Annotated in this window: 20 protein-coding genes; 8 read left to right on the top strand and 12 right to left on the bottom strand. The window is 73.1% G+C overall.

Annotated features, from left to right (window positions below; translation table 11 throughout):
• Window positions 1-40: 40 nt before the first annotated feature.
• Window positions 41-2,806 carry a helix-turn-helix transcriptional regulator gene (locus IE207_RS11580; protein ID WP_190183997.1) on the top strand — a complete coding sequence of 922 codons (2,766 nt, stop codon included), beginning with the start codon at window positions 41-43 and terminating at the stop codon, window positions 2,804-2,806.
• A 20-nt stretch (window positions 2,807-2,826) separates the two neighbouring features.
• Here IE207_RS11580 and IE207_RS11575 read toward each other — a convergent pair whose 3' ends face one another.
• The 6 genes from IE207_RS11575 to IE207_RS11550 all read right to left on the bottom strand — a co-directional run bounded on the left by IE207_RS11575 (window position 2,827) and on the right by IE207_RS11550 (window position 7,477).
• Entirely contained in the window at window positions 2,827-3,747 is a 921-nt protein-coding gene (locus IE207_RS11575) for a glycoside hydrolase family 19 protein (protein ID WP_190183996.1), read from the bottom strand.
• Window positions 3,748-3,942: 195 nt separating this feature from the next.
• Entirely contained in the window at window positions 3,943-4,353 is a 411-nt protein-coding gene (locus IE207_RS11570; protein WP_190183995.1) for a rodlin, read from the bottom strand.
• A 178-nt stretch (window positions 4,354-4,531) separates the two neighbouring features.
• Window positions 4,532-4,723: a DUF5302 domain-containing protein gene (locus IE207_RS11565; protein WP_190183994.1), complete on the bottom strand. Its 192-nt coding sequence runs from the start codon at window positions 4,721-4,723 to the stop codon at window positions 4,532-4,534.
• An 89-nt stretch (window positions 4,724-4,812) separates the two neighbouring features.
• On the bottom strand, window positions 4,813-5,088 hold the full coding sequence (locus IE207_RS11560) for a hypothetical protein (protein WP_190183993.1): 276 nt from the start codon (window positions 5,086-5,088) through the stop codon (window positions 4,813-4,815).
• Window positions 5,085-5,798: an HNH endonuclease family protein gene (locus IE207_RS11555; protein WP_229873649.1), complete on the bottom strand. Its 714-nt coding sequence runs from the start codon at window positions 5,796-5,798 to the stop codon at window positions 5,085-5,087. Before IE207_RS11555 ends, IE207_RS11560 begins: the two co-directional genes overlap by 4 nt.
• 173 nt (window positions 5,799-5,971) lie before the next feature.
• The gene (locus IE207_RS11550; RefSeq protein WP_190183992.1) at window positions 5,972-7,477 is read right to left on the bottom strand and encodes an MFS transporter; all 1,506 of its coding nucleotides are present in this window, start codon (window positions 7,475-7,477) and stop codon (window positions 5,972-5,974) included.
• A 137-nt stretch (window positions 7,478-7,614) separates the two neighbouring features.
• Between IE207_RS11550 and IE207_RS11545 the strand changes: the two genes are divergently transcribed.
• Complete coding sequence (locus IE207_RS11545; RefSeq protein WP_190183991.1) at window positions 7,615-8,067, top strand: MarR family winged helix-turn-helix transcriptional regulator; 453 nt, start codon at window positions 7,615-7,617, stop codon at window positions 8,065-8,067.
• Window positions 8,068-8,076: 9 nt separating this feature from the next.
• Here IE207_RS11545 and IE207_RS11540 read toward each other — a convergent pair whose 3' ends face one another.
• Entirely contained in the window at window positions 8,077-8,592 is a 516-nt protein-coding gene (locus tag IE207_RS11540) for a MarR family winged helix-turn-helix transcriptional regulator (RefSeq protein ID WP_190183990.1), read from the bottom strand.
• A gap of 141 nt (window positions 8,593-8,733) precedes the next feature.
• Here IE207_RS11540 and IE207_RS11535 point away from each other — a divergent pair, with 141 nt between their 5' ends.
• Together IE207_RS11535 and IE207_RS11530 are read left to right on the top strand one after the other, a co-directional pair.
• Window positions 8,734-9,144 (top strand): organic hydroperoxide resistance protein, encoded by a 411-nt coding sequence (locus IE207_RS11535; protein ID WP_190183989.1) that lies wholly within the window; start codon window positions 8,734-8,736, stop codon window positions 9,142-9,144.
• A gap of 189 nt (window positions 9,145-9,333) precedes the next feature.
• Window positions 9,334-9,720 (top strand): hypothetical protein, encoded by a 387-nt coding sequence (locus tag IE207_RS11530; RefSeq protein ID WP_190183988.1) that lies wholly within the window; start codon window positions 9,334-9,336, stop codon window positions 9,718-9,720.
• Between the two features lie 163 nt (window positions 9,721-9,883).
• Here the strand turns inward: IE207_RS11530 and IE207_RS11525 are convergent, their stop codons facing one another.
• From IE207_RS11525 to IE207_RS11515, 3 genes are all read right to left on the bottom strand, one after another.
• A complete protein-coding gene (locus tag IE207_RS11525) occupies window positions 9,884-10,936 on the bottom strand; it encodes a LacI family DNA-binding transcriptional regulator (RefSeq protein ID WP_190183987.1) in 1,053 nt (350 codons plus the stop codon).
• Between the two features lie 89 nt (window positions 10,937-11,025).
• A complete protein-coding gene (locus tag IE207_RS11520) occupies window positions 11,026-12,447 on the bottom strand; it encodes a glycoside hydrolase family 16 protein (protein WP_190183986.1) in 1,422 nt (473 codons plus the stop codon).
• Between the two features lie 207 nt (window positions 12,448-12,654).
• On the bottom strand, window positions 12,655-13,392 hold the full coding sequence (locus IE207_RS11515; RefSeq protein ID WP_190183985.1) for an SAM-dependent methyltransferase: 738 nt from the start codon (window positions 13,390-13,392) through the stop codon (window positions 12,655-12,657).
• A 188-nt stretch (window positions 13,393-13,580) separates the two neighbouring features.
• Here IE207_RS11515 and IE207_RS11510 point away from each other — a divergent pair, with 188 nt between their 5' ends.
• The 3 genes from IE207_RS11510 to IE207_RS11500 all read left to right on the top strand — a co-directional run bounded on the left by IE207_RS11510 (window position 13,581) and on the right by IE207_RS11500 (window position 17,836).
• On the top strand, window positions 13,581-14,231 hold the full coding sequence (locus IE207_RS11510) for a DUF4360 domain-containing protein (RefSeq protein ID WP_190183984.1): 651 nt from the start codon (window positions 13,581-13,583) through the stop codon (window positions 14,229-14,231).
• Between the two features lie 252 nt (window positions 14,232-14,483).
• Entirely contained in the window at window positions 14,484-15,677 is a 1,194-nt protein-coding gene (locus IE207_RS11505) for a cytochrome P450 family protein (protein ID WP_190183983.1), read from the top strand.
• 245 nt (window positions 15,678-15,922) lie between these two features.
• Complete coding sequence (locus IE207_RS11500) at window positions 15,923-17,836, top strand: galactose oxidase early set domain-containing protein (RefSeq protein ID WP_190183982.1); 1,914 nt, start codon at window positions 15,923-15,925, stop codon at window positions 17,834-17,836.
• Here IE207_RS11500 and IE207_RS11495 read toward each other — a convergent pair.
• On the bottom strand, window positions 17,803-18,423 hold the full coding sequence (locus IE207_RS11495) for an L-threonylcarbamoyladenylate synthase (RefSeq protein WP_190183981.1): 621 nt from the start codon (window positions 18,421-18,423) through the stop codon (window positions 17,803-17,805). The two genes, IE207_RS11500 and IE207_RS11495, sit on opposite strands and share 34 nt — an antisense overlap.
• Before the next feature lie 210 nt (window positions 18,424-18,633).
• On the opposite strand from IE207_RS11495, the gene IE207_RS11490 reads away from it, so the two are divergent.
• Window positions 18,634-20,163 carry an MFS transporter gene (locus tag IE207_RS11490; RefSeq protein ID WP_190183980.1) on the top strand — a complete coding sequence of 510 codons (1,530 nt, stop codon included), beginning with the start codon at window positions 18,634-18,636 and terminating at the stop codon, window positions 20,161-20,163.
• On the opposite strand, the gene IE207_RS11485 is transcribed toward IE207_RS11490, so the two are convergent.
• Entirely contained in the window at window positions 20,143-20,943 is an 801-nt protein-coding gene (locus tag IE207_RS11485) for a hypothetical protein (protein WP_190183979.1), read from the bottom strand. The two genes, IE207_RS11490 and IE207_RS11485, sit on opposite strands and share 21 nt — an antisense overlap.
• Between the last annotated feature and the right edge of the window lie 4 nt (window positions 20,944-20,947).

Here is a 20,947-nt window from a genome sequence, read left to right as displayed (position 1 = left end):
AAAGGCACAGGGCAGGGGCGCGAAAGGCTGGTGGCTGTGCGTGGCGGCGACGGGGAACGCTGACACAAGCGTCGGACAAGGTGAACTCATCGCGGCGGTCGACCGCGCGCTGACCACCCACGGCCGGGCGATCCTCACCGGACCCGCCGGGGCCGGCAAGACGGAGGTGGTGCGCGCCGTCGCCACCGCCGCCGAAGCGCGCCGCGAAACGGTCCTGCACCTCGCCCCGGAGGCCGCCGACCAGTCGATACCCGAAGCCTCGGCCGCCGCCCTGCTCGCCTCCGTCCCCAGCGCCGCCCTCGAACGGCTCGCGGGACCCCAGCGCACCGCGATCGCCCTCCTGCGCCGGGAGACCGACACCCCCGGCGCCGGCCGCGACCACGTGGCGCTGCGCCTCGCCGTCGTCGAAGTGCTGCGCACCCTCGCCGCCCGCAACCCCGTGCTGCTCGTCATCGACAACGCCCAGTGGCTCGACGCCGAAAGCACCGGCCTCCTCCGCTTCGCCCTGCGCCTGACCCCGCCCCGCGTCCGGGTCCTGGTCGCCGAATGCGTCCAGGGCGGCGCCCCCGTCGCCGGACCGCTCTGCGGCCCCGCCACCCCCGCCGTCCGGGTGCCCCCGCTCGGCGCGGAGGAAATCGCCGAACTGCTCGTGCGCCACGGGCTGCCCGCCCGCCTGGCCGGCCGCATCCACCAGGCCAGCGGCGGCAACCCGCGCCTCGCCCTCGCCCTCGGCCACTCCCTGGCCGAAGCCGCCGCAGCCCGCGACGGCGGCCCCGGCGCCCACCACGCCGACACCCTGCCCGTGTCCGGGCAAGCCCGCGAAGTCGCCCGGCGGCTCCTCGCCGAAGCCCCCGCACGGGCCCGCCGCACCCTGCTCCTGGCCGCCCTCGCCTCCCGCCCCACGACCGCCCTGCTGCGCCGCGCCGGCAGCCCCGACGCCGAAGCGGAACTGGCCGAGGCGGAACGGGCCGCGCTGGTCACCGTGGGGGAGGACGGCGCCGTCCGCTTCACCGCCGGCGCGCTGCCCACGGCACTGGCCGCCGACGCGGGCTGGCCCGAGCGGGCCGCGGGGCACGCCGCACTCGCCGCCGCCGTGGACGACCCCGTCCAGGCCGTACGGCACCGGGCGCTGGCCGTGGACACCGCCGACGCCCGCCTCGCCGCCGAGATCGCCGACGCCGCCGCGGCCTGCCGGCGCCGCGGCCAGCGGGCGCTGGCCGCCGAACTCGGCCTGCTCGCCGCCGAACGCACCCCCAGCGACCGGCCCGAGGAGGAACTGGCCCGGCTCGTCACGGCGGCCGAGGACGCGGGCTGGGCGGGCCGCGCCGACCTCGCCCGCCGCGCCACCCGCGCCGTCCTCGCCCGTGACGCATCGCCCGCCGACCGGGTCCGCGCCCGCCTCGCCGTGATCGACGCCGCCGGGCAGGCACTGGCCGACCTCGACGAAACCTTCGCGTACGCCATCGACGACGCCGCCGGGGATCCGGCGCTGCTGGCCGCCGTCCGGCTGCGGGTCGCCTGGAAGCACAACCTCAGCGACGGCGACCCCGTACGCTCCCGCGACGCCGCGGCCGAGGCCGGGACCCTGGCCGCGCTCGGCGGCGACCAGGTCGCCGAAGCCATGGCCCTGACCGTGCAGGCCCGCATGGGCCGCATCCTCGGCGACCCGGGAGCCGAGGACATCCTCGCCGGGGCACTGGCCCTGCCCGCCCCCGAAGTGCCGCTCGGCATGCGCAACGCGCCGCAGTACCTCGCCGTCCGGCACGCCCTCTTCGACGACCGCCTGGAGGACGCCCACCGCCAACTCCTCGCCCTGCTGCCCGCCGTACAGCGCACAGGCTCCTCCGAGGACGTCTTCGAGGTGCTGCGCAGCCTCACCGAGGTCGAACTGCGCCGCGGCAGGTGCGCGGCCGGGGCCGCGCACGCCCGGCGCGCCCTGGAACTGACCATCGAGGCCGGCCTGTCGCCCGGTCCCGCCTGGTACGTCGCCGCGACGGCCGAAGCCACGAGCGGCAGCTTCGCCCGGGCCGCCGGCTACGCCCGCCGCGGCATCCAGGCCTCCGAGGAGGAACACGACCAGGTCTTCCTCTCGCGGAACCTGTACGCCCTCGGCCTCGTCGAACTGGCCACGGGCGACGCCGCGAAGGCCGTGGCCACGCTGCGCCGGGTCGCCGGCCTGGAAGAGGCCCAGCAGGTGGTCGACCCCTCCATCCTGCGCTGGCACGGGGAACTCGCCGAGGCCCTGGTCGCGGCCGACGCCCCCGGCGAAGCCGCCGAACTGCTGGACTCCGTCCGTACGGTGGCCCGCGCGCTCGGGCGCACCGCAGTCCTGGCGGCCCTCGACCGGGCCCAGGGGCTGTGCCTGTCCGCGCAGGGCGCCGCGGAGGCGGCCGTGGCCCTGCTGGAGGCCACGGCCGCGCGGTTCGAGGAGCTCGGGCTGCCCCTCGAACGGGGCCGAACGCTCCTGGCCCTGGCCCGCGTCGAACGCCGCCGCCGGCGCCGCGCCCCGGCCCGTACCGCGCTGCGGGAGGCGGCCGAGGTGTTCGACCGGGCCGGGGCGAAACCCTGGCTGGACCTGGCCCGGGAGAGCGCTCCCGAAGCCGCCGCCCTGCATCCCGGGGTGGCGGCCCTGACCGAGGCCGAGACCCGTCTCGCGCTGCTCGTCAGCCAGGGCGCGAGCAACCAGGAAGCAGCCGCGAAGCTCTTCCTCAGCGTGAAGACGGTGGAGTCCCGGCTCACCCGCATCTACCAGAAGCTCGACGTCCGTTCGCGGGCCCAGCTGGCAACGGCCCTGCGGACGCGCTGAACGGGGGCGGGCGGACCGGGTCAGCAGGTGAGGTGGTCGCCCGGGGTGACGCCCAGTATCCGGGTGAAGCTCTCGTAGGCGTTCACCCGGCTCTGGACCTGCGCCGGGTTGCCGCCGTTGCACTCGAGGGAGCCGTTGATGGATCGGATCGTCTCGCCGAAGCCGGCGCCGTTCACCATCGCGGCGTGGGCGGTCATGGTGCCGGGGCCGTTCTGCGTGTTCCAGTACCACAGGGCCGTCTTCATCGCGACGGCCGGGTCCTGCTCGACCAGGTAGGGGTTGGCGAGGAGGTTGATGCCGAGCGCGTCGCCCGCGGCCTTGTAGTTGAAGTTCCAGCTCAGCTGGATGGGGCCGCGCCCGTAGTAGGCGGCCTGCCCGGCGGGACACCCGTAGGGCTGGGACGCGTCGCAGTAGTGGGGGTAGTTGGCGGTGTTCTGCTCGACGATGTAGACCAGTCCGCCCGTCTCGTGGGAGACGTTGGCGAGGAAGGCGGCGGCCTCCCGCCGTTTGACGGTGTCGTCCCCGGTGTGTGCGAAGGCCGGGTACGCCGAGAGCGCCGCGACCAGCCCGTTGTAGGTGTAGAAGGAGTTCCGGTTCGGGAACATCTGGTTGAACTGGGCCTCGCTGACGACGAATCCCGACGGGTTCCCGGTGCCGGGGTCCGGGTCCTGGCCACCGCCGCCGCAGGCGCCCTGGTCGGACCAGACCCCCCACTGTCCGGTGGTGCCGGGGGTCTCGCCCTGGGTCCACCACTTGGCCTGCCAGTTGTGTCCGCCGTACGAGGCGCTCATGCCGTTCGTGTAGACGGCGGCGGCGGTCCAGGAACCCGCGCAGGCGGGGGCCGCGGCGGCGGGGGAGGCGGGCAGGGCGACGGCGAGGCCGACGGTCACGGCGACGGCCGCGGCCAGGGAAAGGGCGCGGCGGCGTAGCGCTCGGATCACGGAACTGCTCCTTCGGTGGGGGGAGTTGCCGGGGATGTCGATGGGGGGCAACTGCACCCACTGAAGCGAAAGTGGTCTGAACCTGTCAAGGTCTAGACCAAAGCTGTTGCTTTTGGCAGATTCGGTTTCGGCCGTACACGCGCCGGACCGGTGTGACGGCCTTCGCCGTCACACCGGTCCGGGGATGAGAACTGATCAGCTGCCGGCGGACAGGTTCCCGGACAGGACCGGGATGTTGTCCAGGATGTGCGACAGCGACTCGTCACCCTTGGCCTGGGTGGAGTTCTCGGTGCACTGCTGGTTCTGCGGGTTGGACAGGACGTTGATGTCCTGGACACCGATGTTGAGCAGGGCCACGAGCGACTGCACGTTCGCCTTGGCCGGCAGACCGACGCAGAGCTTGTTCAGCGAGCCCTGGACCAGGCTCAGCTGCGGGCTCATGGCGCCCTCGGTCTTCTGGTTGCCGTAGATCTGCGCGGCGCCGTTGCCGTTGACGGTGTTCACGCCGTTGTCGTTGCCGATCGCCATGGCCGGGGAGGCGGCGATGACGCCGGCGCCGACTACGGAAGCGGCGACCGCGGCGGTGGCCATGAACTTCTTGAGCATGGGAGGAATCCTTCTGTCGCATGAGCTGTCCCCGGCGGGTACGGACAGATCAACTACCGACCTGCCCGGGGGTTATCACCCATCACCCATGCGGCCCAACGATCCGAAGACCGCAAGGCGACAGCGCCCGCTGGGCGGCGCACCCCGCACAGGGGTCCCGGCCGCCCGGCGGAGCGCGTCAGCCGGTCTTGCGGCGCACCTTCTTGTTCTTGCCGCCGGGGCCGCTGCTGGCGCCCTGCACCTTCGCCCGGCTCTGGTGGGACTGCTGTGAATGGGCGTTCGCCGCGTTGCGCTCCAGCGCCTCGCGGAACTTGCGCTTGGCCTCCTCGGCGGGGGATTCGTCCTGCGGGGTATCGGTCTCGTCGGCCATGGGGTCCTCCTGGGAGTGATGGAGCCACCTCAGTCTGTCAGCCCGCAGCCCGGCTGACCAGCGCGTTCCCCTCGGCGGGGAGGGACCGGTCAGGCGCCCGGGCCCGGAGCCCCGGCGCCGCCGCCCGCGCGGACGGCCCGCAGGGCCGCCTGGTGCAGGGCGTACGGGTCGCCGTGGGCGACGGGACTGCCGGAGAGGGTGTACCACTCGTCGGCGTCCACGTACTGGATCTCGAAGCGGACCTTGCCGTCCGGCTGCGCGACGGTGCGCAGGGTGAGGTCGCCGGTGATCACGCCGACCTCATCGGTCATGGCGCCGCCGCGCCCGGCGAGCACGTCGTCCTGCCACTGCTGCGGCGCGGTCATGAGGCGCAGGTGTCGATCATCGTGGTGAGCATGGCCTTCTCCGGTTGGGTGACGGTCAGCCCGTAATAGGACTTGACGGTGGTCCAGGCGCGCCCGTACTGGCACCAGCTCGCCTTGTCCGGCGGCTGCCACAGGTCCGGGCTCTGGTCGCCCTTCGAGCGGTTGGAGGCCGCCGAGACGGCCAGCAGCTGGGGGCGCGTCAGGTCGTTGGCGAACGCCTTGCGCTTGGCGGCGTCCCAGCCGGCCGCGCCGGAGCGCCAGCCTTCGGCGAGCGGGACCATGTGGTCGATGTCCAGCTTCGACGCGTCGCTGATGTCCGCCCCGTCGTACAGGCTCTTCCAGGTGCCGGACACCGCCCGGCACTCCGCGTCCTGCTTGACGTTCTTGCCGCCGCGCCTCAGGACGACCTCACGGGTGTCGCACTTGTCGCCCTGCTCGGCCCAGTGCGTGAACTTGTCGCGGCTGTAGCCGGCCATCGTCCCCGGCTTGGCGACGACCAGCGCGGCCAGCTGCGTCCGGGCCACGGCCGCGCTGACCATGCCCGGCAGCACGTCCCCGGCGGCGGGTTTCGCGTCACCGCCGGCCGGGGGTTTGCCGGTGGCCCCGCCCTGCCTGCCGTCCGTGAGCCCGCCGGACCGGCCGCATCCGGCCAGCCCCAGCAGCAGCGCCACCGCCACCGCCGCGCCCCGCAGCCCCGCCTGACGACCCATGAACCCCACCCCGCCCCGAACTCCGCGCGCTGTCCGGGGAAGCGTACCCAGCCCGGCCCGTTCCACCGCCCGTTCCACCGCCCGACACCCGCGAGGACCGCTCCACCGCAGACGCGGACCGCCCCCGGTCGTCCAGGAGGACCGGGGGCGGTACGGGTACGGGTGGCGGGGGATCAGACGGCGTCGGCCGTCTCGGCCACCTTCGGGGCCGGGGGCGCGCTGGACGCGACGGGCTCCGTCACGCGGGGGCCGTGGCCCTTGCGCAGTCCGAGCCAGCTGATCAGCGCGACCAGGGCGAAGGCCATCGCGCCGATGGAGAACGTCAGGGTGAAGCCGGACTCGGCGGGCAGGGCGGGAACGCCCGGCGGGAGGTGCTCGATCGTCTTGGAGGCCAGGATCGTGGTGACTATGGCGCTGCCGATCGCGCTGCCGGTCGAGCGGGAGATCGAGTTGATGCCGTTGGCGATGCCGCTCTGGTGGTGCGGGACGCTCGCCATGATCACGGCGGGCATGGCCGCGTAACCGAAGCTGACGGCCGCGCCGACGACGACGCCGGCGCCGATCACCGAGAAGGTGTGGCCGTGGTCGAGGGCCAGCCAGCCGAAGGCGACGGCGCCGAGCCCGGCCGCCAGGGCCAGCGCGATCCGCGGGCCGCGGTGGCGGACCAGCTGACCGCCGATGGGCGAGGCGAGCAGCGAGACGATCGCACCAGGGAGCAGGAACTGGACCGAGGCGCGCAGGATGGACGCGTCGAATCCGTACCCGGTCAGCGCCTTCGGCATCTGGACGAGGTAGGAGACGCCCAGGAAGTTCGCGAACATGCCGAAGCCGACGAGGATCCCGGCCAGGTTGGCCATCAGCACCGGGCGGTGGACGAACATCCGCATGTCGACCAGCGGCTCGCGCACCTTGCGCTCGACCATGACCCAGACGGCCGTCATGACGGCGGCGCCGGCGAAGCTGGCGAGCGTACGGCCGGAGGACCAGCCCCACTCGTGGCCCTGCGAGATGGGCAGCAGGAGCAGCAGCAGGGCGATGCCGAGGGTCAGCGCGCCCAGGAAGTCGGTACGGCCGCCGGTCTTGTGGCGGGTGGCCGGGACCAGGAAGAGGACCGCCAGGAGGGCGAGGGTCGCGAAGCCGGTCGCCATCCAGAAGGCGTTGCGGTAGTCGGCGCCGTCGCCGGAGGTCAGCAGGCCGGTGGCGACCAGCGCCAGGCCGCTGCCGAACGCGAGCGTGCCGCTGACCAGTGCCATGGCACCGGGCAGCTTCTGCGGCCGGACCTCTTCGCGCAGGACGGAGAGGGCCAGCGGGAAGATCGCGGTGGCCGCGCCCTGGAGCACCCGGCCCAGGATGAGCAGGGGCAGCGAGGTCGCGAGGGCGGCGACGACGGAACCCGCGACCATGACGGCGAGTACGGCCACCAGGGTCGGCTTCTTGCCGTGCTGGTCGCCGAAGCGGCCCAGCAGCGGGGTGAAGACGGCGGCGGACAGCAGGGTGGCGGTGGTCACCCAGCTGACGTTGGCGGTCGAGGTGCCGAGGTCGTTGCGGATCAGACCGAGGATCGGGACGGGCAGGGTCTGCATCATCGACACGACCATGGCGGCGAGGCTCAGGGCGAAGATGATGACCGTCTCGTTCCCGGGCCGGGCGGCGGCGGTGGCGGGTGCGGCGGTGCTCATGGCTGGCAGGACCTTCTCAATGCTTCAGATCGCAGATGTTTTATCTCATCAAGTACTTGGATGAAGGTAGACCGCAATAGTTAAGGAGGTCAAGTAAACAATTGATAATGTCAACCTTCTTGCGTACGCTCGACCGCATGAGTGCCACCGCCGGACCGGCCGCCCCCCACCGCCCCACCAAGCTGCAGCTCCTGGAACTGCTCGCCGCCATCGGGACCGCCCAATGGCGGGATTTCGCCGCCGCCGCCGCCCACTACGGCCTCACCTCCACGCAGGCCAGGGTCCTCGCCGAGCTGAAGGGGCCGGTGCCGATGCGGGGGCTCGCCACCCTGCTGGTGTGTGACGCGTCCAACGTCACCGGCATCGTCGACCGGCTGGAGGCGCGCGGGCTGGTGCGGCGCGAGCCGTCCCCGGTCGACCGGCGCGTGAAGAACGTCGTCGCCACGGACGAGGGGCGGGATGTCATCCGCCGGGTGCGCGAGGAGATGCAGGCGACGCACGGCGCGCTCGACACCCTCGACGAGGAGGAGGGCGCGACCCTCTACGCCCTGCTGGAGCGGCTCCGCCCCACCATGGAGAAGGACGCCTGATTCCCGGGCCTAGAGCTCCTCGCGGGATCCGCCGCGGGGTTCCTCGCCGGGTTCCTCGTCGAACGAGGCTGCGTCGAGGGCCGCCGTGAGGCGGCTCAGGCGCGTCTGGAGATCGCGGATCTCCTCCAGCTCGAACCCCGTCGCCGCCGCGATGCGGCGGGGCACCTCCACCGCGCGGGCGCGCAGGGCCGTGCCCTCGTCGGTCAGTGCGGCGTGGACCGAGCGCTCGTCCTCGGTGCTGCGCTCGCGCCGGATCAGGCCGGCCGCTTCCAGTCGCTTGAGCAGGGGCGACAGGGTGCCCGAGTCGAGCCGCAGGTGCCGGCCGAGCTGCTTGACGGGCATCGTGCCGTGCTCCCACAGGACCAGCATCACCAGGTACTGCGGGTAGGTGAGGCCCAGATCCTTGAGGACGACCCGGTAGAGACCGTTGAAGGCACGGCTCGCGGCGTTCAGCGCGAAGCAGATCTGCCCGTCCAGGCGCAGGAAGTCCTGGTCGTCGAGCGGGGCGGCGGGCTGCTGCGTCATGTGGGCCAGTGTACCGCGAGGTGACTTGCAAGCCATTGAGTTGTGCACAACTGAATTGTGTGCTCTATTGGTGGAGGCGATCGGTTCACCGGCCGCCGAGGTCCCCCCGGACCGCCCTTCCCCCTCCCGAGAGGAACTCCGATGGACGCGCTGTACACCGCTGTCGCCACCGCCAACGGCCGTGAGGGCCGCGCAGTCAGCTCCGACGGCCAGATCGACCTCGCGCTGGCCATGCCCCCGGCGCTCGGCGGCAACGGGCAGGGCACCAACCCCGAGCAGCTCTTCGCGGCCGGCTACGCCGCCTGCTTCGCCAGCGCGCTCGGCCTGGTCGGCCGGCAGGCCAAGGTCGACACCGGTGACATCTCCGTCACCGCCGAGACCTCCATCGGTCAGGACGGCTCCGGCTTCGGTCTGGCCGTCACCCTGCGCATCGAGCTGCCCGAGTCCCTCCAGGGTGAGACCGGCGCCCTCCTGGTCAAGCAGGCGCACGAGGTCTGCCCGTACTCCAAGGCGACCCGCGGCAACATTCCCGTCGAGCTCGTCATCGAGTAGTCGGCCCGTCGAGCAGCCGGCGCACCAAGTGGCCGGCCGCCGCGACGGCCCCTTCCGGCGCCCCCGACGAGGGGGCGCCGGAGGCGTCTGCGCCGCCGGTCAACTCCTGGACCCCGCACACGCGTTGGGGGAGGGGGAAGTGCGGCGGATCGGCTGCACGCGGCAGTGCGCCGCCACTACCGTTGCGGCATGAGCGCCGATGAACTCGACCCCCGGGACGTGTGGCCGCTGCCGCCGGCCTGGATGTTCGACTGCACCGACTGTTTCCGCCTCTACCGTTCCATGAAGCGCATCGAGCGGGTCACGGAGGAGATGTGGCTCACGGGGCAGCGGGGGGCCGACTGGGACCCCGTGGACAGCGGGCCCGGCTCGCGGATCCGGCTCGCCCGCCACCTGGCCACCAGCCACGAGAGCCTGCTGCCCGACTGGGCGCCCGACTGTGAGCGCTGCGGCGACCACGAACGCAGACTGGCGCGGGCCGAGGACGCGGAGTTCGCTCTCGCCGCAGCCCTGGTGGCCGCCGAACACCGGGCCGCGCACCTCTTCGTCCCGCCGCGCGGGCTCGGCCTCGTCTGACGGGAGGCCCGCGGAGGTACGGCCCTGTGGGGGCCGCCCGGTCGCGCCGCCGGGGGCCACCGCGACGCAGGTCACCGCGAGCGGCACCGGGGGACCGCCCCGGCGGAGTCGGACCGGGCGGGGAAGCCCGCGCCGGCGCGAGGCGCTGACCGGGGCGCCGGCCTCAGGCGGAGGCCCGCCGGACCAGTACGGTCGGCGTGATCACCGCCCGGGGCGCCGGCGGAACTTCCACCGCGCCGGGCGTGCCCAGCGTGCCGAGCAGCAGCCGGGCCATCAGGCGCCCCATCCCCTCGACGTCCTGGCGCACCGTCGTCAGCGGCGGATCCGCCGCCTCGGCCACCCGCTCGGTGTCGTCGAAGCCGACCACCGCCACGTCCCCCGGCACGTCGAGCCCACGCTCCCGGAGCACCGTGAGGGCGCCCGTCGCCATCAGGTCGTTCGCGGCGAACACCGCGTCGAGACCCGGCCGGCGCTCCAGCAGTTCCCGCATCGCGCGGGCCCCGCCGGCCGTCGTGAAGTCGCCCGCCGCGACCAACGCGGGGTCGGAGCCGACCAGTACGTCCCGGTAGCCGTCGAGCCGGTCGACGGCCGAGGTCTGGTCGAGCGGCCCCGCGATGTGCGCCACGCGCCGGCGGCCCCGGGCGAGCAGGTGCCGAACGGCCTCCCGCGCACCGCCCCGGTTGTCGGCGTCGACGTAGGCGGCGCACGGGTCACCGGGGCCGGTCGTCCAGCCCGGCCGCCCGCCGTAGACCGTGGGCATGCCGACCCGGCGGGCGATCTCGGGCAGCGGATCGTCGGTGTGCAGCGAGAAGGCGAGCGCCCCGTCGACGTGGCCGCCCGCCAGGTACCGCTCGATCCGGTCGTAGTCCCCCCGGTCCTCCACCAGCAGCAACACCAACTGGGTATCCTGCGCCGTGAGTTCTCGGCTGATGCCGCGTATCTGGCGTGAGAAGAACGGGTCGGAGAAGATCCGTACCTCCGGTTCGGGGATGATCACGGCCACCGCCCCGGTGCGCCGGGTGACCAGGGTGCGGGCCGCGTGGTTCGGCACGTAACCGAGCTCCCGCACGGCGTCCCGCACCTTGTCGACCAGGTGCGCGCGGACACCGTCACCGCCGTTGACGACGCGGGAGACCGTGGCCCGGGACACCCCGGCCAGTGCCGCCACGGCCTCCAGGGTGGGGCGGTTCCCGGGAACACGAAGCTGTTCGGGCACGGGCGCTCCTCATGCGTGGCCGTCGGCGGTTGACTTGCCGCGCAGCAGGTTAACCCGTACCGCCGGGAGCGCCCGGCGCTGCGGCCCGGTCAGTGGCCGAAGTCGAACCAGTTCACGTTCACGAAGTCGGCCGGCTGGCCGCTGGTGAAGGTGAGGTAGACGTCGTGGGTGCCGGTGACGGCGCTGATGTTCGCGGGGACGGTGCGCCAGCTCTGCCAGCCTCCGGTGCCGGCGACGGAGAAACTGCCGACCGGCGCGCTGCTGCGGCTGTCCAGGCGGACTTCCACGAGGCCGCTGACCCCGCCCGCCGCGCCGCTCGCGACCCGGGCGTAGAACTGCCGGGCCGCGCTCGCGCCGAAGTCGACGCCCCTGTACAGGGCCCAGTCGCCGTTCGCGAGCGAGGCCAGGTCCTGGCCGCCGCCGGTGTCCGAGGTGGTTTCCTTGGCGGTACCGGCCTGGTCGTCGTACGACTCCGCCTGGATCGCGGCGTAGGCGTCCCGCGCCCCCGAGGGCGGGGTGGTGGGGGGCGTGGTGGGCGGTGTCGTAGCGCCGCCCGGCTTCTGGAGCACGGAGACGTAGTCGACCACCATCGGGTGGCCGGGTTCGGTGCCGGCGTCCGGTCCGCCGCCGAAGGCGTCGGGGAAGCCGCCGCCCATGGCGACGTTCAGGATGATGAAGTAGCCGTGGTCGGTGGCGTTGGCCCAGGTGGCGGCGTCGACCTGGTTCGCCTTCACCGTGTGGAAGTTGACGCCGTCGAGGTAGAAGCGCATCTCCTCCACGGCCGTGGACCGGTCCCATTCCACCGCGTAGGTGTGGAAGCCGGCCTGGCAGGTGGTGCCGGTACAGGCGCGCTGGCCGCCGATGCCGGAGGTCTCGTTGCACGGGCCGCCCGGGCTGGTGCCGCAGTGCATGGTGGCCCACTCGTTGTTGAGGCCCTGGACGTTCTCCATGATGTCCAGCTCACCGATGCCGGGCCAGTTCCACCAGTTGCCCCGGTACGGGGCCCCGAGCATCCAGAACGCCGGCCAGTACCCCTTCGCGGCCGCGCCGGTGACGTTCGGCATCTGTATCCGGGCCTCGGTGCGCAGGGTGCCGCCCGCCGGGGGCCGGAAGTCGGACCGCCTGCTCTCCACGCGGGCCGAGGTCCAGTTGCCGGCCGCGTCCCGGCGGGGGGTGATCTTGAGGTTGCCGGCGCCGTCGAGTGAGACGTTGGCCGGGTCCGCCGTCATCGTCTCGATCTCGCCGGTCCCGAAGCCCGTGGGGCCGCCCGGGTAGCCGCGCCCGGTCGTGTACTGCCAGTCGGTGGTGTTCACGCCGGAGCCGGCGGCCCCGTTGAAGTCGTCCAGGAACACCCGCGTCCAGCCGGCCGGGGTGGGGGGAGCGGCGGCGTTCGCGGGCGGGGTGACGGCCACGGCCGCGGCGGCCGCCACCGCGACCGCCATCGCGCCCAGGGCGGCGATGACGGAGCGCCGGGTGTCCGGGCGGCGCCTTCTGCGGGGTGTCTCAGGCATGGGTGGGTGCCCTCTCTGCGTGCGCCCGGGGGCGCGGTGGGGGGGAGGTGCGGGCTGCGGCGCCGTTGTGAGAGCGCTCTCAAAGCGATGCCGCCCGCCACTGTGCTCCCCGCCACCGGGAGCGTCAAGAGATGGAACCGGCAAAGCCGTTTGCAGGGCGGGGAGTTCAGAGGTTGAAGAGAGGGTCGTGTGGGCCCGCGACGGGGGTCAGTCGGCGGTCCGGCGCAGGACCAGGGAGACGAAGCCCCAGGTGTCCCGGTAGACGCGCAGCCACTCGGAGCGCCGGATGCCGGCCGTTTCGAGGGCCTGGGCGCCGTCGGGATCCGCAGGACGGTCGAGGCCCCATGAGGCCAGCGAACCCCAGCAGGCCCATTCGTAGTCGTCCAGTTCGCGGCGCGTGCTGACGTGTCCGCCGATGGGCGTCCACCCGGCGGCGACGACACGGTCCACGGTGGTCGCCAGGTCGGCGAAGTCCCCGAGCATCTCGACGGCCTCCGGCGAGGGTTCGCGGTCCCAGAACCCCTCGCCGATCAGGACGCGACCGCCGGGGGCCAGGTGCTCGCGAGCCGCGGCGAGGGTGGGGAGCAGGCCGCCGAAGGCGTGCGTGGCCCCGACGCTGAGTACGAGGTCGAACGGCTTGGCCGACGTGAAGTCCTCGGCCGACCGGTGGTGGAGTACGAGGCGTTCGCGGACGCCGAGGCGGCCGGCGGCGCGGTCGGCCAGCGCCAAGGCCTCCTCGGACAGGTCGACGCCCTCGGCATGCAGGTGGGGGTGGTTGTCCAGCGCGCGCAGCAGCCATTCCGCGCTGCCACAGCCGAGGTCGAGCACCCGGGCGTCGGCGCGGGGGACGGCGCGTTCCAGCAGCCGGCGTACGGACACGTCGTCGAGCGGGGCCTTCACCGGGTGGTCGGCATGGGCGATCTGGGACATCTCTTCACGGTTCACCGACGCAGCCTGCCAAGGGCCATAGCCCGCGCGCACCTCCTTTTCGGCGCCGGCTTGTCCGCGCTGGGCCGTTCGGACGCGCGTCGCGCTCCGCATAATCGTTTCTTCGGTGAACCGGGCCGTCCATCGGGGTGAGTCCCCGTGTCCGCCCTCGGGCTGCGGCGCCCGCCGGAGGTTTCCATGGCGGCGTGATCAAGCCACTGCGCACCACACTGACCGCAGCCCTCGTGACCGGCTCCCTCCTCACGCTGGCCCCCGGCGCCGGGGCCACCGTCCCCGCGCCCCCGGAGAAGGTGACCGTGGACGTCGCCTCGGTCAACGGCTCGGGCTGCCGGCCCGGCTCCGCGTCCGTCGCCGTAGCCCCCGACAACTCGGCCTTCACCGTCACCTACAGCGAGTACCTGGCCCAGGCGGGCGGGGGAGTCCCCACGACCGAGGGCCGCAAGAACTGCCTCCTGTCCCTGCTCGTCCACGTGCCGCAGGGCTTCACCTACGCGGTGTCGAAGGTCGACTACCGCGGCTACGGCAACCTCCAGCCCGGCGCGGTCGGCACCCAGAAGGCCAGCTACTACTTCCAGGGCATGAGCCAGACCGCCTACCGCACGCACACCTTCCGCGGCGCGTTGGACGACAACTGGCAGACCACGGACACCACGGAAATCGAGGCCCTGGTCTTCGCCCCGTGCGGCGCCCAGCGCAACTTCAACATCAACACCGAGCTGCGGGCCGAGGTCGGCAGCTCGGACAGCACGAAGACCAGCTACATCACGGTCGACTCGACCGACGGCAGCATCAGCACGAAGTACCACTTCTCCTGGAAGCGCTGCACGGCCCGCTGAGCGGGCGTCCTGCTCGGCAAGCGGCCCGGGCCCGCCGTCGGGTCCGGGCGGAGCAGTTGCTTCTGCCCGGACCCGGTCCCGGGGCGCGTCCGCCCGAGGCCGTCCCTTCAACCCGACATGCGATCGGCGCGAGTCGGCGGATCCGGCGCACTGCGGCGCGAAGAACGCGTGGCTGCCGGGCGGCGATTGCGGCAGTGACGACTGGCCGGAAACAGCGCGTCCGGCGAAGCGCGACCGCCGTACTGTGGACTGATGCCTGCAGTAGACATCAGTTCCGATGCCGACAACTTCAACGCCGACCCGTATACCTACTACGCGAAACTGCGGGACAGCGGCCCGGTGCACCAAGTCATGCTGGACTACCGGGTGTCGGGGCCGAGCTGGCTGATCGTGGGGTACGAAGAGGCCCGCCAGGCCCTCAACCACCCCGCTCTGCTCAAGGACTGGCGCGACACCGGCCTGTTCCCCGAGATCGTGGCGACGGCGGCCAACGCGAACATGCTGGAATCCGATCCGCCGCACCACACGCGGCTGCGCCGCTTGGTCGCGCGCGAGTTCACCGCGCGCCGTATGGAGTCCATGCGGGCCCGCGTCCAGCAGATCACCGACGAACTCCTGGACGCCATGGCCGCGCGGCCGCAGCGCACGGCCGATCTGATCAAGTCACTGGCGTTCCCGCTGCCGATGACCGTGATCTGCGAACTGCTCGGCGTGCCCGACCTGGACCGCGAGCGCTTTCGGCACTGGTCCAACGAGGTCGTCGCGCCCACGGAGGGCAGCCCGGCCGGCGCCGCCCACGAGCAGCTCAGCGCCTACCTCGCCGACCTCGTCGAAGCCAAGGCGAAGGCGCCGGGCGAGGACCTGCTCAGCGCGCTGATCCGCACCCGCGACGAGGACGGCGACTCCCTGTCGGGGGAGGAGCTGATCGGGATGGCCTTCCTGCTGCTCGTCGCCGGACACGAGACCACGGTCAACCTCATCTCCAACGGCGTACGGGCCCTGCTCGCCCACCCGGACCAACTCGCCGAGCTGCGTGCCGATTTCGACGGACTCCTGCCCGGCGCGGTCGAGGAGATGCTCCGCTACGACGGCCCTGTGCAGAACGCCACCTTCCGCTACGCCGGCGAGGACGTGGAGATCGGCGGCGTCGTCATCCCGGCCGGGGACACCGTCCTCGTTTCACTCGCCGGCGCCGACCGCGACCCCGGGCGGTTCGGGGAGCCCGACACCTTCGACATCCACCGCGCCCCCCAGGGCCACCTCGCCTTCGGTCACGGGCTGCACTTCTGCCTGGGCGCCCCGCTGGCCCGGATGGAGGGCCGCATTGCGATCCGGAGCCTGCTGGAGCGCTTCCCGGACCTGGCCGAGGACCCGGCCGGCGGGCCCCCGGTCTGGCTGGCGGGAAGCCTGATGAGGGGCGTGAGCCGGCTCCCCGTCCGCTGGTAGCGCGACTTCCCGGCCACAGCACCAGAGGAGCGTCGCGAGGCCCGCGCACCCGCTGACACGGGCGCTCGCGCCGGTACCCGCTGTCGGAGCGGGCGACGCCGTACGCGGACGCCGGCTTCCGGCGGGCCGGCAGGCCGCTTGCGCCGTCGGGTGGGCCGTTCGGGGGACCGGCCGGGTCACGCGCGGACAGTTGTCCAAGTTCTCCTACTATGGGCGCTTCGTCGGCGGTCGCTGCGAGGAGTCCCATGTCCCTTGGTCCTGTCCGGGCGGTCTTCGAGCACCGTCCCGTCCCGCCGCTGCGCCTGCTCGCGACGGCTCTGCTGGCTTCGGCCGTCCTCGCCACCGGCTCGCCCGCCCTCGCCTCGCCCCCCGCGCCCGACGACACCCGCCAAGAGGCCGCCGTACTCGGTGAGGACCACGCCCGCGCCCATGCCGGCCGTCGGCAGGCCGCCGACGCGATGCGCGCGTACCCCCAGTCGAGACGCACCGCCGGCCTCGCCTCGCTGCGCGCCTCACAGCGTCGGCTCAACGCCGGCTTCGCCGCGCCGCGGTTCGGCCGGTTCACGGACTACTTCCCCTCGCCCGACTTCGGCGTGCACGTGGCCCAGCTGCCCACCGGCAAGGTGCTGCTCTTCTCCTTCGAGCGGGTGGAGGTCGACCCCACCAAGGAGACCGGCCCCACCGACCGCATCGGCCGCACCAACGCCGGCCGGGCCTACCTGTGGGACCCCGCCAAGGGCACCGGCGCCCAGGCGTTCAAGAAGGTGCCGCCGCCGACCGTGCTGATGCCGGACGGCACCTACGTTCCGCGCCCCGCCCCCTTCTTCTGCGCGGGCCACTCCTACCTGCCCAACGGCATGGTCGGCGTCTTCGGAGGCAACGGCGGCGGCAAGGGCGGTACGGGGGCCAGGCTCTCCTTCGTCTTCGACCCCTGGACCGAGACCTGGTTCCGCAACCGCGACATGGCGGTGGGCCGCTGGTACCCCTCCGTGGTCACAGGGGCCGACGGCCGGCAGCTCATCATGTCCGGGCAGGACGAGCGCGGCAGCGGGCACCCCACCCCGCTGGTGGAGCGCTTCCCGGCGCGCGGGCACCGGGTGCCCTGGGGCCCGTACGACATCCCGGCGGGCGTTCCGGCGGAGCGTTTCGCGGCGGACGCCCCGTTCCGCAACGACTACCCGCACCTGTTCTCGTTGCGGGACGGCATGATCTACGGTCTCGGCCGCGACGCCGACCAGCAGTGGGTGTTCGACCCCGTCAAGGAGACCCGCACCGATCTGCCCCGGCGGCCGGCCGACTTCCGCGGCTACGGCTCGGCCGTGCCGCTGCCCGCCGGCCTGCGCGGTCCGGACTCCGTGCTGGTGCTCGGCGGCGACCCGCTCGACGCGTCCACCTACCGGCTGGCGGGAGGCGCCTGGAGCGCCGACACCCCCCGGGCCTTCGGCCGCACCCAGGACGACACCCTGATCCTCCCGGACGCCACCCTGCTCACCGTCAACGGGGCGGTCGACACCAGGAACTACGGTTACGGGCCGTTCAACCCGAAGGCCGACCTCAAGTACCGGCGGATCGAACTGCGCGACGCGCTCGGCCGCTGGAGGCTGGGACCGGCCCAGAGGCTGCCCCGGGGCTACCACTCCAACGCCCTCGTCATGCCCGACGGGCGGGTGATGATCACCGGCGACGAACTCCAGCAGATCGCCAACGACCCGGACATCGCGGACGGCATGGACGGCAGCATCGAACTCTACGAGCCGCCCTACCTGCACCGCGGGACCCGGCCCGCCCTCGACCGGGCGCCGCGCGGCGAACTCGCCTACGACGCGGAGTTCCCGGTCCGCACCTCCACCCCGGCGGACGTGGCGCGGGCCGTCCTGCTGGCCCCGACGACCGTGACGCACGCGGTGAACACCAGTCAGCGACACCTGGACCTGCGCGTGACCGCCACCCGGGGCGACACCGTCACCCTGCGCACCCCGCCCACCGCGGCCGACGCCCCGCCCGGGTACTACATGCTGTTCCTGCTCAACGCCGAGGGCGTCCCCAGCACAGCACAGTGGATCAAGCTCGGCCCCAGGCCGGGCGGCGCCGACGGCAGCCGGTGGTGGGCGCCGCCCGGGGCGGGCTACTCGAAGCGGGCCGTGTCGCCCGCGCCGTAGCGGACGATCTCGGCGCCGCCGCCGGAGAAGTCGATGACCGTGGTCGGCTTCGTCCCGCAGTCGCCCGAGTCGACGACGATGTCCACGACGTGGTCGAGCCGCTCCTTGATCTCCCAGCCCTGCGTCAGCGGCTCGGGCTCGTCGGGCAGCAGCAGGCTGCTCGACAGCAGCGGCTCGCCGATCTCCGCGAGCAGGGCCTGGACGACCGTGTGGTCCGGGATGCGGACCCCGACCGTCTTCTTCTTCGGGTGCAGCAACTGGCGCGGCACTTCCTTGGTGGCGGGCAGGATGAAGGTGTAGCTGCCCGGAGTGGCCGCCTTGATCGCACGGAACACGTCGTTGTCGATCTGCACGAACTGCCCCAGCTGCGCGAAGTTCTGGCAGACGAGGGTGAAGTGGTGCCGGTCGTCGAGGTCGCGGATGGAGCGGATCCGGTCGAGACCGTCACGGTTGCCGAGCTGGCAGCCCAGCGCGTACAGGGAATCGGTCGGGTACGCGACGAGCGCGCCGGAGCGGATGCTGTCGGCCACGTTGCCGATCGTGCGCGCTTGGGGGTTCTCGGGGTGCACATCGAAGTACTTCGCCATTCGCCGAGCCTACGGGATGCCCCGGCCCCGCCGTTCCACACACCGGCGCGGCGCCACCGGTCACGGAGGCCGCCGGCCGGCCGCGCTGGTCCGTCCGGACGGCATCGTGGCGTGGCGAACGGGGCAGGGGCCCGGCCCGGGGGCTCCGCTCGCCCACTGTCGAAGCAGACACCCGCCCGCCAGTACGAGTGGAATCCCCGGAGTGCCACCATGTCGACAGAACCCAACGGTCCCGGAACCAGTACCGCCGCCGACGCCCCCGGCGCCGCACCGCGGCCCGATCCACGCCGCTGGTGGATCCTCGCGGTGATCGGCCTCGCCCAGGTGATGGTCGTCCTGGACGCCACCGTCGTGAACATCGCCCTGCCCTCCGCCCAGGCCGACATCGGCTTCTCCGACGGCCGGCGCCAGTGGGTGGTGACCGCGTACGCCATGGCCTTCGGCAGTCTGCTGCTGCTCGGCGGCCGGCTCGCCGACCTGTTCGGGCGCCGGCGGGCCTTCATCATCGGCCAGGCCGGTTTCGCGGTGTCCTCCGCGGTCGGCGGCTCCGCGGCCACCTTCGGCCTGCTGGTCGGCGCCCGCGCCTGCCAGGGCGTGTTCGCGGCCCTGCTGGCGCCCGCGGCCCTCTCCCTGCTCACCACCACGTTCACCGCCCCCGCGGAACGGGGCCGGGCCTTCGGCGTATTCGGGGCCCTGGCCTCCTCCGGCGGGGCGGTGGGACTGCTGCTGGGCGGCGTACTCACCGAGCACTTCAGCTGGCGCTCCACCATGTACGTGAACGTGCTCTTCGCCGTCGCCGCCGTGGTCGGGGCGGTACTGCTGCTCCCGCCGCAGCCCGCCGCCGTACGGCCCCGGCTGGACCTGCCCGGTACCGCACTGGCCTCGACGGGACTGTTCTGCGTCGTCTACGGGCTCGCCGGGGCGGGTTCCCACGGCTGGCTCTCCCCGCGCGCCGGGGGCTTCCTCTGCGCGGGCGCCCTGCTGATCGCCGCGTTCGCCGTGTGGCAGGGCCGCTCCCCGCATCCGCTGCTGCCCCTGCGGATCGTCCTGGACCGGGTCCGGGGCGCGGCCCTGCTGGCCATGTTCATCGCCGGCGTCGCCACCTTCGGGGTGTTCCTGTTCCTGACGTTCTACCTCCAGCACACCCGGGGTTACAGCCCGGCCATGACCGGTCTGGCCTTCCTGCCGATGTCCGGCGCCATCATGTTCAGCGCGATGGGCAGCGGCACGGCCCTGTTGCGCAGGGTCGGCGGGCGCCCGCGCGTCGCCGGCGGCATGCTGCTGGCGGCGGCCGGGATGGCTTGGATGACCCGCCTGACCGTCGACGGGTCCTACCTGGTCGAGGTGCTGCCCGCCCAGATCGCCGCCGGGCTCGGTGTGGGGATGCTGACGGCGGCGGCCATGAACCTCGCCACGGCGGGCATCGCGCCCGGGGATGCCGGCGCCGGCTCCGCCGCCGTCAACTCGATGCGCCAGGTCGGCGGTTCGGTCGGCACGGCCCTGATGAGCACCGTCGCGGCGGCCGCGACCGCCGGCTACCTGGCCACGCACCGGCAGCCCGGGCCGCTCACCGCGGGCCGGGCTGCTGTGGAGGGCTGTCACGCCGCGTTCACGGCTTCGGCCGCCGTCTTCGCCGTCGGAGCCGTCCTGACGTGGTTCATGCTGCCCGAGGGACTCTCGGTGGAGCGGGGCCGCGGCCGGCCCGCGGAGCCGAGGAGGTCAGAGGCAGTTCGCGACTGAGCTGCGGATCCGGTCACCGGTCGAGAAGTGCTTCACCTTGCAGTGGTTGGTGCCGATGCCGCCGTCGACCTGCCCGTAGCCGGGGCCGATGGTCAGGACGCTGTCGTTCTGACCACGGACCCGGTCGTCGCCGGGGCCGCCCAGGATGACGCCCGAGGATTCCGAGCCCACCGACTTGGGCTCGATGACGTCGTCGCCGGCGCCGCCGAGCACCCGGCCGCCGAGGTCGACGCTGTTCGTGCGGATCAGGTCGTTGCCGTCGTTGCCGAAGACCTGGCCGCCGCCGCGCTCGTACTCGCCCTGCGCGCCCATCACGCTGCCGGTGGTGATGGTGTCGTTGCCGTGGTCGCCGTACACGGAGGCTCCGTGGGCCGCCGTGCCGACGACGAGGGCGGTGATGATCGTGTCGTTCCCCAGGCCGCCGCGCACCGTCGAGTTGCCGTTGCGCGGGTACAGGTTGTTGACCTGGAGCGTGTCGTCACCCTCGCCGCCGAGGACCTGGGCGTCGATGAGCATGCCCTTCACCCGGATGTTGTCGTTGCCGCCCTTGCCGTCGATGATGGCGTTCTCGACGTCGTTCTCGCACACGATCGTGTCGGGCCCGTCCGTGCCCTCCACCACCGGTCCGGGCCGGGCCTCCTGGCCGTTGACGTAGCACCAGTGGGACGGCAGGGGTTCGGCGGCGGCCTGGGCGGGTCCCGCGGCGAGCGAGGCGGAGGCGACCACCGTGGCGGCCAGGGCATACGTCGCGGTGCGAAGCGTGCGGCGAGTGCGCAGCATTGAG

It is taken from the genome of Streptomyces cirratus (assembly GCF_014650775.1).
In the GTDB taxonomy this organism is placed as follows: domain Bacteria; phylum Actinomycetota; class Actinomycetes; order Streptomycetales; family Streptomycetaceae; genus Streptomyces; species Streptomyces cirratus.
Note: the sequence above shows the minus strand (reverse complement) of the source record. Positions and strands in the feature narration are given on the sequence as shown.

Coding starts and splice junctions, on each gene's coding strand:
- IE207_RS11570 (WP_190183995.1), bottom strand. CDS start 4,353: ATGCTCAAGAAGTTCATGGCCACCGCCGCGGTCGCCGCTTCCGTAGTC.
- IE207_RS11565 (WP_190183994.1), bottom strand. CDS start 4,723: ATGGCCGACGAGACCGATACCCCGCAGGACGAATCCCCCGCCGAGGAG.
- IE207_RS11560 (WP_190183993.1), bottom strand. CDS start 5,088: ATGACCGCGCCGCAGCAGTGGCAGGACGACGTGCTCGCCGGGCGCGGC.
- IE207_RS11555 (WP_229873649.1), bottom strand. CDS start 5,798: ATGGGTCGTCAGGCGGGGCTGCGGGGCGCGGCGGTGGCGGTGGCGCTG.
- IE207_RS11550 (WP_190183992.1), bottom strand. CDS start 7,477: ATGAGCACCGCCGCACCCGCCACCGCCGCCGCCCGGCCCGGGAACGAG.
- IE207_RS11545 (WP_190183991.1), top strand. CDS start 7,615: ATGAGTGCCACCGCCGGACCGGCCGCCCCCCACCGCCCCACCAAGCTG.
- IE207_RS11540 (WP_190183990.1), bottom strand. CDS start 8,592: ATGACGCAGCAGCCCGCCGCCCCGCTCGACGACCAGGACTTCCTGCGC.
- IE207_RS11535 (WP_190183989.1), top strand. CDS start 8,734: ATGGACGCGCTGTACACCGCTGTCGCCACCGCCAACGGCCGTGAGGGC.
- IE207_RS11530 (WP_190183988.1), top strand. CDS start 9,334: ATGAGCGCCGATGAACTCGACCCCCGGGACGTGTGGCCGCTGCCGCCG.
- IE207_RS11520 (WP_190183986.1), bottom strand. CDS start 12,447: ATGCCTGAGACACCCCGCAGAAGGCGCCGCCCGGACACCCGGCGCTCC.
- IE207_RS11505 (WP_190183983.1), top strand. CDS start 14,484: ATGCCTGCAGTAGACATCAGTTCCGATGCCGACAACTTCAACGCCGAC.
- IE207_RS11500 (WP_190183982.1), top strand. CDS start 15,923: ATGTCCCTTGGTCCTGTCCGGGCGGTCTTCGAGCACCGTCCCGTCCCG.
- IE207_RS11495 (WP_190183981.1), bottom strand. CDS start 18,423: ATGGCGAAGTACTTCGATGTGCACCCCGAGAACCCCCAAGCGCGCACG.
- IE207_RS11490 (WP_190183980.1), top strand. CDS start 18,634: ATGTCGACAGAACCCAACGGTCCCGGAACCAGTACCGCCGCCGACGCC.
- IE207_RS11485 (WP_190183979.1), bottom strand. CDS start 20,943: ATGCTGCGCACTCGCCGCACGCTTCGCACCGCGACGTATGCCCTGGCC.